At 71.6% G+C, this 12,722-nt stretch carries 11 protein-coding genes; 10 read left to right on the top strand and 1 reads right to left on the bottom strand.

Annotated features, from left to right (window positions below):
• Position 1: 1 nt before the first annotated feature.
• The 3 genes from BUS84_RS30880 (at position 2) to BUS84_RS30890 (ending at position 4,623) form a co-directional block, all read left to right on the top strand.
• Positions 2 to 2,167 carry a putative bifunctional diguanylate cyclase/phosphodiesterase gene (locus BUS84_RS30880; RefSeq protein WP_074317859.1) on the top strand — a complete coding sequence of 722 codons (2,166 nt, stop codon included), beginning with the start codon at positions 2 to 4 and terminating at the stop codon, positions 2,165 to 2,167.
• 55 nt (positions 2,168 to 2,222) lie between these two features.
• On the top strand, positions 2,223 to 2,723 hold the full coding sequence (locus BUS84_RS30885; protein WP_074317860.1) for a DUF456 domain-containing protein: 501 nt from the start codon (positions 2,223 to 2,225) through the stop codon (positions 2,721 to 2,723).
• A 313-nt stretch (positions 2,724 to 3,036) separates the two neighbouring features.
• Complete coding sequence (locus BUS84_RS30890) at positions 3,037 to 4,623, top strand: amino acid permease (protein WP_074317862.1); 1,587 nt, start codon at positions 3,037 to 3,039, stop codon at positions 4,621 to 4,623.
• Positions 4,624 to 4,641: 18 nt separating this feature from the next.
• Here BUS84_RS30890 and BUS84_RS30895 read toward each other — a convergent pair whose 3' ends face one another.
• Positions 4,642 to 5,709, bottom strand: coding sequence for a PQQ-dependent sugar dehydrogenase (locus BUS84_RS30895; protein ID WP_084757650.1), 1,068 nt, complete (start codon positions 5,707 to 5,709; stop codon positions 4,642 to 4,644).
• A gap of 166 nt (positions 5,710 to 5,875) precedes the next feature.
• On the opposite strand from BUS84_RS30895, the gene BUS84_RS30900 reads away from it, so the two are divergent.
• The 7 genes from BUS84_RS30900 to BUS84_RS30930 all read left to right on the top strand — a co-directional run bounded on the left by BUS84_RS30900 (position 5,876) and on the right by BUS84_RS30930 (position 12,557).
• Positions 5,876 to 7,240, top strand: a complete 1,365-nt coding sequence (locus BUS84_RS30900) for a glutamine synthetase family protein (RefSeq protein WP_074317864.1) — start codon at positions 5,876 to 5,878, stop codon at positions 7,238 to 7,240.
• 108 nt (positions 7,241 to 7,348) lie between these two features.
• Complete coding sequence (locus BUS84_RS30905; RefSeq protein WP_074317866.1) at positions 7,349 to 8,704, top strand: aldehyde dehydrogenase family protein; 1,356 nt, start codon at positions 7,349 to 7,351, stop codon at positions 8,702 to 8,704.
• Positions 8,705 to 8,748: 44 nt separating this feature from the next.
• A complete protein-coding gene (locus BUS84_RS30910) occupies positions 8,749 to 9,015 on the top strand; it encodes a recombinase family protein (protein ID WP_143728576.1) in 267 nt (88 codons plus the stop codon).
• A gap of 53 nt (positions 9,016 to 9,068) precedes the next feature.
• Entirely contained in the window at positions 9,069 to 10,418 is a 1,350-nt protein-coding gene (locus BUS84_RS30915) for an RNA-guided endonuclease TnpB family protein (protein ID WP_208869767.1), read from the top strand.
• Positions 10,419 to 10,437: 19 nt separating this feature from the next.
• Positions 10,438 to 11,205 (top strand): 3-oxoacyl-ACP reductase, encoded by a 768-nt coding sequence (locus tag BUS84_RS30920; protein WP_208869949.1) that lies wholly within the window; start codon positions 10,438 to 10,440, stop codon positions 11,203 to 11,205.
• The gene (locus BUS84_RS30925; protein ID WP_074317873.1) at positions 11,202 to 11,957 is read left to right on the top strand and encodes a gamma-glutamyl-gamma-aminobutyrate hydrolase family protein; all 756 of its coding nucleotides are present in this window, start codon (positions 11,202 to 11,204) and stop codon (positions 11,955 to 11,957) included. Before BUS84_RS30920 ends, BUS84_RS30925 begins: the two co-directional genes overlap by 4 nt.
• A gap of 48 nt (positions 11,958 to 12,005) precedes the next feature.
• Complete coding sequence (locus BUS84_RS30930) at positions 12,006 to 12,557, top strand: pyridoxamine 5'-phosphate oxidase family protein (RefSeq protein ID WP_074317875.1); 552 nt, start codon at positions 12,006 to 12,008, stop codon at positions 12,555 to 12,557.
• Positions 12,558 to 12,722: the final 165 nt, after the last annotated feature.

Below are 12,722 nucleotides of genomic sequence, written 5' to 3' on the forward strand. Positions count from 1 at the left end.
CGTGGCCGCCGTCCCGGATCCGACCGGGGTCGACGCCGGCCGGGGTGACGCCCAGGGCTACGCCGCCGACTGGGCCCGCGCGGTACGCCGCCTCGGTTTCGTGCCGCTCAGCGCGCCCGAGACCGAGCGGCTGCTGCTGGTGCACACCGTCCGGCTGGCTCAGGCGGTACGGGCCGAGCCGTTCTCCGCCCGCCCCGCCGAGGAGGTCGGGCGGGCACTGGTGGAGGCGCACCTCACCGAGCCTCGGGCGCTCGAGTGGTCGCTGCGCGCCCTCGGTGAGGAATTCCCCCGGCGGGTGCTGGCCGCTGACGACGGGCCGGCGGACCTGACCGAGCGGATCGCGGCGGCGCAGGGCGGCCTGGCCGCCGGGTTCGCCCGTGCGCTGCGCGACCGCACCTTCAGTCAGCAGGAGCGGATCGCCCGGTCGGCATGGCAGGCGCGGGACGAGGTCGAGCAGGCGCTGCGCGACAGCGAGGCGCGGTTCCGGGCGGTCTTCACCGGCGCCGCCATCGGGATCGGCATCGCCGGCGTGGACGGCCGGATCATCGACGCCAACCAGGCGTTCGCCGACATGCTCGGCTACTCGATCGGCGAGCTGTGTGAGACCAACGTGTCGGCGTTGTTCCACGCCGACGACGCCGCCGGCATGTGGGAGCTGTACCAGGAGCTGATCGAGGGCAAGCAGGACTCGGTCCGGGTGGAGAAGCGCTACCACCGCAAGGACGGCAGCGTGGTCTGGACGGATCTGGCGGTCTCGTTGATCCGGCACGACGACGGCCGGCCCCGGTTCACCGTCGCGATGATCGAGGACATCACCGAGCGGTACGAGCTCCAGCAGCGGCTGCGCTTCCAGGCGCTGCACGACCCGCTGACCGGGCTGCCCAACCGCACGCTGTTCTTCGAGACGCTGGGCCGGGTCCTCGACACCGCCGGGCCCGAGCGGCGGGTCGGGGTGTGCTTCCTCGACCTGGACGGCTTCAAGGCGATCAACGACAGCCTCGGTCACGACCTCGGCGACCGGCTGTTGGTGATCATCGGCCGGCGGCTGGCCGAGTGCGTGGCCGACCATGGCCACCTGGTGGCCCGGATGGGTGGCGACGAGTTCGTCATCCTGGTCGACGGCGGGGACGACCTCGACGACGCGGTGGCCGTGGCGGAGGCCGCGTTGGCCGCCGTCGCCGCCCCGGTGCACGTGGGTGACCAGCAACTGGCCGTCTCGGCCAGCGTGGGCATCGTGGACTGCCCCGCCGCCGCGACCACCGCCTCGGAGTTGATGAAGGCCGCGGACACCACGCTCTACTGGGCCAAGGCCGCGGGCCGGGGCCGGTGGGCGGTCTACGACCCGGAGCGCAGCGCCCGGGACATCGCCCGGTCGGCGCTGGTCGCCGGGCTGCCGGCGGCGCTGGACCGGGGCGAGTTCGTGCTGCACTACCAGCCGATCGTGTCGCTGCTGGAGGGCACCATGCTCGCGGTGGAGGCGCTGGTCCGTTGGGAGCACCCGGAGCTGGGCCTGATCGGGCCGGACCGGTTCATCGGCCTGGCCGAGGAGACCGGCCTGATCGTCCGGCTCGGTGAGTGGGTGCTGCGGCGGGCCTGCCGCGACGCCGAGCGGTGGTGGCGGGAGTTCCCCGACGCCCGGTTGGTGGTCAGCGTCAACCTGGCCGCCCGGCAGGCCGACGACCCGGCGATCGTGGAGACGGTGGCCGACGCGCTGGCCACCAGCGGGCTGCCGGCGGAGCTGCTGCAACTGGAGCTGACCGAGAGCGCCGTGATGGGTAGCGCGGGCGAGCCGCTGCGCAGCCTGCACCGGCTCGCCGCGCTCGGCGTTCGGCTGGCGGTGGACGACTTCGGCACCGGGTACTCCAACCTGGCATACCTGCGGCGGCTGCCGATCCACTGCCTGAAGCTGGCCGGCCCGTTCGTCGAGGGCATCCGCGCCGACGGGACGGACGCCGTCGCCGACCACCGCGACGAGCGGATCGTCGACGCGCTGGTCCGGCTGGCGCACGCGCTGGAGCTGTGGGTCACCGCCGAGGCCGTGGAGACCGGTGTGCAGGCCGAGCGGCTGCGAGCGCTGCGCTGCGACACCGGGCAGGGGCGGTACTTCGGCGCTCCGGCGCCAGCCGAAGTGATCACTTCCCGGCTGCGTGGCGGGGCGGCAGCGTGAGCCCGGGATTTCGCCGGCCTGGCCGGGCCCGAGGGCGGCTACGGAAGGTGACAGCGTGAGCGTGACCGACTCGCAGACGGCGGTGACGGTGGTGGCCGCGTTGGCCATCCTGGCGGGGCTGGCCGGCGTGGTGGTGCCCGGCCTGCCGGCGCTGCCGCTGTGCTGGGGCGGGGTGCTGGTCTGGGCGATCTTCGGCGGCGCCGGCCCGGGTGGCTGGGCGGTGTTCGCCGCCGCGACGCTGGTCGCCGCCGGCGGCACCGTCATCAAGTACGCCTGGCCCGGGCGGAACCTGAAACGCACCGGAGTGCCGACGTCCACGCTGCTCGCCGGCGGGGTGCTCGCGATCGTCGGGTTCTTCGTGGTGCCGGTGGTGGGGCTGGTGCTCGGTTTCGTCGGTGGGGTCTGGGCGGCGGAGCGGCTGCGACTCGGCAGCAACCGGCTCGCCTGGCCGTCCACGAAGCAGGCGGTCAAGGCCGCCGGCCTGTCGATGCTGGTCGAGTTCGCCGCGGGCGTCGTCATCGCCGCGCTCTGGCTGGCCGGCCTGCTGCTGACGTGATCCGTCCCTGCTCATCTCAGCGGTGGGGGCGGCGGCGCGGGGCGGGTGTCGGGGCACGGCGGAGCCCGCCGTACCGGTGCGAGAGAGGTGACGTGCCCCGCGCCGCCGCGGTGCCGGGCGGTCCGAGCGCCCGGGGGTCGGCCCGTCGCGATCGGGCCTGGTCACGAGGTCAAGGATGCGGGCGGCCCGGCCACACGGCAACGTAATTAGCCGCGACGACGGTGAGATTCCCACCGTCATCGTATTGACCACCTTGATCGGCGGGACGACACTTTGCGCACTCGTACGCGGAATCACCTCAGGGAGGTGTGCAGTGGCCACGACGCCTGTGCCGACCGCCGAGCACCCGATGGACGACGACGCCCGCCGGCTCGCCGAACTCGGCTACAAACAGGAGCTGCGCCGCAAGTGGAGCGGCTTCTCCAACTTCGCCATCTCGTTCTCCATCATCTCGATCCTGGCCGGCTGTTTCACCACCTTCGGTCAGGCGTGGAACAACGGGGGACCGGTCGCCATCTCCTGGGGCTGGCCGCTGATCTCGCTGTTCATCCTGATCATCGGCTTCTGCATGGCCGAGCTGGTATCCGCGTACCCGACCGCCGGCGGGATCTACTGGTGGGCCGCGACCATGGGCCGCCCGGTGCACGGCTGGTTCACCGGCTGGTTGAACCTGATCGGCCTGGTCGCGGTCACCGCGTCGGTCGACTACGGCTGCGCGACCTTCCTCAACCTCACCCTGTCGGCGCTCTTCGACGGCTGGGCCGGCACGCTGCGCCAGGCGTTCGTCCTCTTCGTGATCATCCTGGTCCTGCACGGGCTGATCAACATCTTCGGGCACCGGATCATCGACGTGCTGCAGAACGTCTCCGTCTGGTGGCACGTGGCCGGGGCGGCAGCCGTGGTGGCCATCCTGGTCCTCGTTCCGGACAACCACCAGAGCTTCCAGTTCGTGTTCACCGAGCGGTTCAACAACTCCGGCTTCGGCGACGGGGACACCGCTGGGCTGACCTTCTGGTTCTACGTGCTGCCGTTGGGCTTCCTGCTCACCCAGTACACGATCACCGGCTTCGACGCCTGCGCGCACGTCTCGGAGGAGACGCGCGGCGCCTCGCAGGCGGCCGCCCGCGGGCTCTGGCAGTCGATCTTCTACTCGGCGGTCGGCGGCTGGATCCTGCTGCTGGCGTTCCTCTTCGCGGCCACCGACGTCGAGGCGATCAACGCGGCCGGCGGCTTCTCCGGCGCCATCTTCGAGTCCGCGCTCACCCCGGTCTTCTTCAAGGTCGTCATCATCATCTCCACCATCGGGCAGTTCTTCTGCGGGATGAGCTGCGTGACCTCGATGAGCCGGATGGCGTACGCGTTCAGCCGCGACCGCGCCGTGCCGGGCTGGCGACTCTGGTCCCGGGTGGACCGCAACGGCACCCCGGTCAACGCGATCATCGGCGCCACGCTGGCCGGCCTGGTGCTCACCCTGCCGGCGCTCTACGAGAGCTCCGCCGGCATCCCGATCGCCTTCTACGCCGTGGTCTCCGTCGCGGTGCTCGGGCTCTACCTGTCCTTCCTCATCCCGATCGCGCTGCGCCTGCGGATGGGCGACCGGTTCGTCCCCGGGCCGTGGACGCTCGGGCGGAAGTACAAGCTGCTCGGCTGGATCGCGGTGATCGAGATCGCGGTCATCGCGATCTACTTCGTGCTGCCGATCGTGCCCGCCGGGGTGCCCGGCAACGACGGGTTCACCTGGTCGGCGGTGAACTACGCGCCGCTGGCCGTGGGCGGGGTGCTGCTGGTCGTCGCCGTCTGGTGGTACGCCTCGGCCCGGAAGTGGTTCGCCGGCCCGGTGCGTACCGTCGACGACCCGGCGCCCGCACCCGACCCGGCGCCGGTCGACGGGCCGGGCTGACCCGCGCCCACCGGCGGATCAGGGCCGCGCAGAATCGGCGTGGAATCCGACGCGACCGGCGGGCGGTGGTTGCCGCTCGCCGGTCGTGAAGCGGAGGCCGCGGTCGTCGGCCGCCGTCGGCGTGCCGCGGCCGTCGCGGTTGCTGGTGGCCACCCAGAGCGAGCCGTCCGGCGCCCTCTCGACGGTACGGAGACGGCCGTAGGCCCCCACGAGCTCGGCGGACGGCGTGCCGACCTGACCGGCGGCGCTCACGGGCACGGCCCACAGCCGGGCCCCACGCAGCGCCGCGACGAACAGGGTGCCGTTGGCGAACGCGGCGCCGCTCGGGGACGCCTGAGCGGGGGTCCAGACGACGACCGGAGCACGGAACCGGGGGTCCGTGCTCGGACCCTCCACGACCGGCCAGCCGTAGTTGCCGCCCGGCACGATGAGGTTCACCTCGTCCCACGTGTTCTGGCCGAACTCGGTGGCGAACAGCCGGCCCCGCGTGTCCCAGGTCAGGCCCTGCACGTTGCGGTGGCCGTAGCTGTACACCGGCGATCCGGGAAACAGGTTGTCGGCCGGAACGCCGCCGCCCGGCCGGATCCGCAGGATCTTGCCGTTGCGGCTGGCCAGGTTCTGCGCGCTGGCGGGAACGCCGGCGTCGCCGATGCCGGCGTAGAGCATCCCGTCCGGGCCGAACGCGATCCAGCCACCGTCGTGGACGGACGCCCGCGCGAGGCCGCTGAGGATCACCTGCTGGGACTGCGGCGCGCCCAGCCGGAACCGCACGATTTGGATGTCCGAGGCGGTGGTGAAGCAGACGTAGACCCACCGGTCCAGCAGGTACCAGGGTGATACGGCCAGGCCGAGCAGCCCCGCCTCGCCGCCGGCGACCACCCCTGCGATCCGGGCGACCTGCACGGTTGGGCGGCCCGGTCGCAGCCGCAGCACGGTGCCCTGGTCGCGTTGGGCGACGAGGGCGCTGCCGTCGGTCAGGAAGTCGAGCCCCCAGGGAGCTTCGAGCCCGGTCGCGACAACCTGCGGCTCGGCGAAGTCGACATCGCCCGCGCCCAGCCCGGCGGCCGATCCGTGCTCCGGCCGCACGCCCGCCCCGGCGCTCGCCGGGTGTGATCAGCCCCACGGCGAGGACGGCGACGGCCAGGATGACCCGAAGACGCATGAGAGCTTCTCGCGTGGTTTGCCGCCGATCGCGCCGGGGGCATTGACGGTGATCCGGATTGCCAGTAGACCTTGTGATGGAGGCCCGCTGATGAGCAGAACGCCGTTCACGCTGGAAGAGTTGCGGGTCGCGGTCCAGGCCGGTGAGATCGACACCGTCGTGCTGGCCCTGGTCGACATGCAGGGCCGCTTGCAGGGCAAACGGTTCCACGCACCCTTCTTCCTCGATCAGGTTGTCGAGCATGGCAGCGAGGGGTGCAACTACCTGCTCGCCGTGGACGTGGACATGAACACCGTCGGCGGGTACGCGATGTCGAGCTGGGAGCGCGGCTACGGCGACTTCGCGATGGTGCCGGATCTCAACACGCTGCGAAGGATGCCGTGGCAGCCGGGCTCCGCGCTGCTGCTGGCCGACCTGACCTGGCTGGACGGCTCCGGTGACGTGGTCGCCTCGCCCCGGCAGATCCTGCGCCGGCAGCTGGGGCGGCTGGCCGAGCACGGGCTGACCGCGTACGCCGGCACCGAGCTGGAGTTCGTGCTGTTCCGCGACTCGTACGAGGACGCCTGGCGGCGCGGCTACCGCGACCTCACCCCGGCCAACCAGTACAACGTGGACTACTCGCTGCTCGGCACCGCCCGGGTGGAGCCGCTGCTGCGCCGGATCCGCACCGAGATGGCCGGCGCCGGGCTGACCCCGGAGAGCGCCAAGGGTGAGTGCAACCTCGGCCAGCACGAGATCGCCTTCCGGTACGACGAGGCGGTGGCCTGCGCCGACCACCACGTGATCTACAAGAACGGGGTGAAGGAGATCGCCGCCCAGGAGGGCATGGCCATCACCTTCATGGCCAAGCCGAACGCGCGGGAGGGCAACTCCTGCCACATCCACTTCTCGCTGCGCGACACCACCGGCGCCTCGGCGATGCTCGGCGACGGGCCCGCGCACCTGTCGGAGACCGGGCAGCGGGTGCTCGCCGGGCTGCTGGCCACGATGCGGGAGTTCAGCCTGCTCTTCGCCCCGAACATCAACTCCTACAAGCGCTACCAGCCGGGGTCGTTCGCCCCGACGGCGCTGCGCTGGGGGGTGGACAACCGCACCTGCGCGCTGCGGGTGGTCGGGCACGGGCAGGGCATGCGGGTGGAGAACCGCGTGCCCGGCGCCGACGTCAACCCGTACCTGGCGATCGCCGGGCTGGTCGCCGGCGCGCTGCACGGCATCCAGCGGGAGCTGGAGCTGGGGCCGGAGTGCACCGGCAACGCGTACGACGACCCGGAGGCCGAGCGGGTGCCCGGCACCCTGCGCGACGCCCTGACCCTCTGGGAGTCCTCCAGCGCCGCCGCGGACGCCTTCGGCCCCGAGGTGGTCGCCCACTACGCCAACCAGGCCCGGGTGGAGATCGCCGCCTTCGACGCCGCCGTCACCGACTGGGAGCTGACCCGTGGCTTCGAACGCCTGTGACCCCATCCACTGCGTCGATCATGGACGTGTGGTGGGCGGAACGCGCGTGATCGCGGCTTCCGTGCGGCACCACAACTCCATGATCGACCAGGGCGGGGGGTGGGACACGTGACTCTGGTGGTGGATCCGGCTTCCGGGGAGGCGTTTCGGGACGTGCCGGGGGCCTCGGTGGCGGAGGTCGACGCGGCGATCTCGCGGGCCGCGATCGCGTTCGAGGCGTGGCGGGCGGTGGCACCGGGGGATCGGGCCCGGATGCTGCGGCGGTTCGCCGCCGTGGTCGACGCGCACCTGGACGAGCTGGCCACGCTGGAGGTCCGCAACTCCGGGCACACCATCGGCAACGCCCGCTGGGAGGCCGGCAACGTCCGGGACGTGCTGGACTACTACGCGGGCGCGCCGGAGCGGCTGACCGGGCGGCAGATCCCGGTGCCCGGCGGGCTGAACGTCACCTTCCACGAGCCGCTCGGCGTGGTCGGGGTGATCGTGCCGTGGAACTTCCCGATGCCGATCGCCGCCTGGGGGTTCGTCCCGGCCCTCGCCGCCGGCAACACCGTGGTGCTCAAACCCGCCGAACTGACCCCGCTCACCGCGCTGCGCCTGGCCGAGCTGGCCCGCGAGTCCGGCCTGCCCGACGACGTGTTCACGGTCGTCCCGGGCGAGGGTGCGGTGGTGGGGGAGCGGTTCGTCAGCCACCCGGCGGTCCGCAAGATCTGCTTCACCGGCTCCACGGAGGTCGGCACCCGGATCATGGCCGGCTGCGCGGCCCAGGTGAAGCGGCTGACCCTGGAACTGGGCGGCAAGAGCGCCAACATCGTGTTCGCCGACGCCGACCTTGAACGCGCCGCCGCGACCGCGCCCGGCGCGGTGTTCGACAACGCCGGCCAGGACTGCTGCGCCCGGTCCCGGATCCTGGTCCAGCGCCCGGTGTACGACCGTTTCCTGGAACTGCTCGAACCGGCGGTACGCGCCGTGCGGGTGGAGGATCCGGCCCGGGACACCGCCGAGATGGGCCCACTGATCTCCGCCGGCCAGCGGGACCGGGTCGCCGGCTACGTGGCCGGGTCCCGGGTCGCGTTCACCGGTTCCTGCCCCGACGGTCCCGGCTTCTGGCACGCCCCGACGGTGCTGCTGGCCGACTCGCCGGCCGACCGGCACTGGCGGGAGGAGATCTTCGGCCCGGTGGTGTCGGTGCTCCCGTTCGACGACGAGGCCGACGCGATCCGGCTCGCCAACGACACCGAGTACGGCCTCTCCGGCTCCATCTGGACCCGGGACGTGGGCCGCGCGCTCCGGCTCGCCCGCGCCGTCGACTCGGGCAACCTCAGCGTCAACTCGCACTCCTCGGTGCGTTACTGGACCCCGTTCGGCGGCATGAAGCGCTCCGGGCTGGGCCGGGAGCTGGGTCCGGACGCGCTGCACGCCTTCACCGATGTCAAGAACCTGTTCATCGCGACAGAGGAGTGACTCTAGGCTTGCTTGCTTATCGAAGTTGTCTATGGTTTTCAACCGTGGGCAACGTCAAAGTCGGGCGAGTGGCAACTGTGGTCATCGCCCACAAGGACCGGCTGGCCCGGTTCGGCTATGACGACCTTGCGCACGAGGCTGAGACCGCTGGCTGCGAAATTCTCGTTGCTAACCAGGAGTCACTGTCGCCGCGAGAGGAGATGATGCAGGACCTGTTGGCGATCGTGGATACCTTCTCCGGCCGCCTTCACGGCCAGCGTCGTTACGAGAAGCAGCTGAACGCTGCAGACTTGACCGAGGTGTCGTCGTGAGGACGACCCGGATCGCCTACTCACACCGCCTCAACGCGGGGAAGTACCACTCGTTGACCGAGCAGGCGCGCCGGTTGGGTCGGGTCCGCAGTGAGGTGTGGCAGCGGTACGGCTCGGCGGGCGGTGCTGGGCTGACCGACCGGGAGGTTCGCGACCGGTGGCTTGCTGAGGGCATCCACCACCGGTTCGGGGTGTTGGCGAACGCGTGGAAGGAAACCGTCCGTGACGCGATGGCCGACATCGCCGCGGCCCGCGAGTCGGCCAAGACGCAGGTGCGCCGGGCTATTCGGCGCCGCACCGGCGATCAGGCAGAGCAGAGGCGGCTGTTCGGGCTGCTCAAGGCTGACCGGTGGGTCGACGATCCGTACCTGTCGCGGCAGATGCGCTCACATTGGCGGCGCGGGCACAACCGCACCCATAACCAGATCGTGGTGCGTGCCGATCAGCATCACACCCGGGCTGACGAGGGTGGACGGCTGTGGCTGGCCGTTCCCGGCCTGGTGCGGCGCCAGATGGTCCGCATCCCGTTGAACACCACCGTCGCTCCGACGGGCACGCTGCGGCTGATCCTGCGCGGCGACCGCGTGGAGATCCACTACCAAATCGACGCCGCCACCATGAAAACCTCACAGCGTCCGTGTGGCACCGCGACGCTGGGGGTGGACAAGGGTTACACCGAGGCGCTGACCGATTCCGATGGCAACCACCACGGCGATCGCCTCGGTCAGTTGTTGACCGCCGAGTCTGATCGGATCAAGGAACGCAACCGCCGCCGGGCGAAACTGCGTTCGATCGCCAACACCGCAGCCCGGCGCGGCGACCAGGCGAAGGCTGAGCGGATCGCCACGATCAACCTCGGCACGATCAAGCGAAACCGGCAGGCCGCCCGCCACCGCGGGCGGGTGCGCACGGAGATCTTCACCGCCGTGCATCAGGTAGTGGACAAGGCCGCCGTCGTGGTCGCCGAAGACCTGACCAAGACGTTCACCGGGCGCAAGCAGTTCGGCAGGAACACCAACCGGCGTCTCGCCGCGTGGACCAAGGGGGTCACCGCGCAGGCGCTGAAGGATGTGTCGGAGCGCAGAGGTTCTGCGCTCGTGCACGTCAACGCCGCCTACACCTCACAAGTCTGTCACCGCTGCGGCTGCTTTGGCCGCCGCGCCGGGGATCGGCTTCACTGCACGCTGTGCGGGGTGGTGTGGCAGGCCGACGTGAACGCCGCGATCAACGTCCTGCGACGACATGGTGACCCCGACATCACCCTGCGCACCCCGCATCGCGCGGTGAGGCAGATCGTGCAGGCACGGGCCGATCGCCACCGGAGCAGACTGCCGCTCCCGGACTCCAGCCCGGTACAGCGGGCGGAGAGCGAATCATCCGACGTGCTCAGCAATGAGCAATAACAAGGAAGCAGTGACGCCTGTGCAGGGTCGGTTGCAGGACCGGGTGGCCGTGATCACCGGAGCGGGCAGCGGGATCGGGTTGGCCACCGTCCGGCGGTTCGCCGCCGAGGGGGCCCGGGTGGTCTGCGTCGACATCGACGCGACGGCCGGCGAGCGGGCCGCCGAGGAGTGCGGCGGCGAGTTCGTGGCCACCGACGTCGCCGACGAGTCGGCGGTGCGTGACCTCTTCGACGGGGTGGCCGACCGGCACGGGCGGGTCGACATCGCGTTCAACAACGCCGGCGTCTCCCCGCCGGACGACGACTCCATTCTGGACACGGGCCTGGACGCCTGGGAGCGGGTGCTGCGGGTCAACACCACGAGCGTCTACCTCTGCTGCAAGTACGCCATCCCGCACATGCGCCGCCAGGGCAGGGGCTCGATCATCAACACGGCTTCGTTCGTGGCGCTGATGGGCGCGGCGACGTCGCAGATCGCGTACACCGCGAGCAAGGGCGGGGTGCTGGCGATGACCCGTGAGTTGGGCGTGCAGTTCGCCCGCGAGGGCATCCGGGTCAACGCGCTCTGCCCCGGCCCGGTGGCCACCCCGCTGTTGCTGGAACTCTTCGCCGCCGACCCGGAGCGGGCGGCCCGCCGGCTGGTGCACGTGCCGATGGGCCGGTTCGGGCAACCGGAGGAGATCGCCGCCGCGGTGGCGTTCCTGGCCAGCGACGACGCCTCGTTCATGACCGCCGCGCAGTTCGTGGTCGACGGCGGCATCACCGGCGCGTACGTCACACCTCTATGAAGAGGCCGCTGATCGGGATCAGTGCGTACGTCGAGCCTGCCGACTGGGCGGTCTGGCGGGGCGTGCGGGCCGTGCTGGTGCCCGAGGCGTACGTGCGGGCGGTGACCGTCGCCGGCGGTCGGGCGGTGGTGCTGCCGCCGGACGACGAGGACGGCGACGTGCTGGCCGTCCTGGACGGGCTGCTGCTGGCCGGTGGTGCGGATGTCGGCCCGGGGCGGTACGGCCAGCCGCCCGACCCCAGGACCGAGGACCGGCCGGACCGGGACGACGGCGAGCTGACCCTGTTGGCCGCGGCGCTCGCCGCGGAGCTGCCGGTGCTGGGCGTCTGCCGGGGGATGCAGCTGCTCGCCGTCGCCTACGGCGGCACCCTGCACCAGCACCTGCCCGACGTGGTCGGTCACGAGGCGCACCGTCCGGCGCCGGGCGTCTACGGCGCGCATCCGGTGCGGTTCGCGCCGGGCAGCCTGGCCGCCACGGTGTTGGCCGGGGTGGACCGGGTCAACTCGTACCACCACCAGGGGGTTGCCGACCCCGGGCGGCTCGCCGTCAGCGGCTGGGCGGAAGACGGTGTGATCGAGGTGGTCGAGGATCCGGAGCGGCCGTTCGTGCTCGGTGTGCAGTGGCATCCGGAGAACGAACCGGATCCCCGCCCGGTCGCCGCGCTGGTCCGGGCCGCCGGCCAGCGACCGTCCAGCCCGCCCGTCACCGCGCCCGACGAGGCCGTGCGATCGGTGCGACCCCGGGCGACGTGACGTTACGTCGCACCCACCGGGCGTGGTGGCCGGTGGGAGGATCGGCACATGGGCAAGGTCTATCCGGAGATCGACGGTCGGCTGCGCGACTTCATCGCGGCCCAGCCGGTCTTCTTCGTGGCCACCGCGCCGTCGGGTGCCGAGGGGCACGTCAACGTCTCGCCGAAGGGCATACGGGGCACCTTCGTGATCCTCGGTCCGCACCGGGTGTCCTACCTGGACTACCACGGCAGCGGCGCGGAGACCATCGCCCACCTGCGGGACAATGGCCGGATCACGCTGATGTTCTGCGCCTTCGACGGGCCGCCGAAGATCGTCCGGTTGCACAGCCGGGGCACCAGCGTCGCGGTCACCGAGGAGGCGTTCGCCGACCGGCTCGCCGAGTTCCCCGAGCCGCCGGACGTGCACGCCGTGCGGGCCGTGATCACCGTCGAGGTGGACCGGGTCAGCGACTCCTGCGGGTACGCGGTGCCGCTGATGGACTACCGCGCGGAACGCGACCTGTTGCTCAGCTCACACGCGCGCCGTACCGCCGACGACCTGGTGGCCTACCGGACCACCAGGAACGCGGCGAGCATCGACGGGCTGCCCGTCTTCTGAGCCGTTAGGTCGCTCCGCCGAAGGTCGCCCCGGCGCTGCCTCCGCCCCACTGTCGGGTGGCTGACGGGTCCGGCGCAGGTAACCAGCGTCCGAGCGGCGTCATGCGTTACGCGGCGCGTCCGCCGGGGTACAGGTCGGGACACGACAGGCGGAGATCAACGGCTG

The organism is Micromonospora cremea (genome assembly GCF_900143515.1).
GTDB lineage: Bacteria > Actinomycetota > Actinomycetes > Mycobacteriales > Micromonosporaceae > Micromonospora > Micromonospora cremea.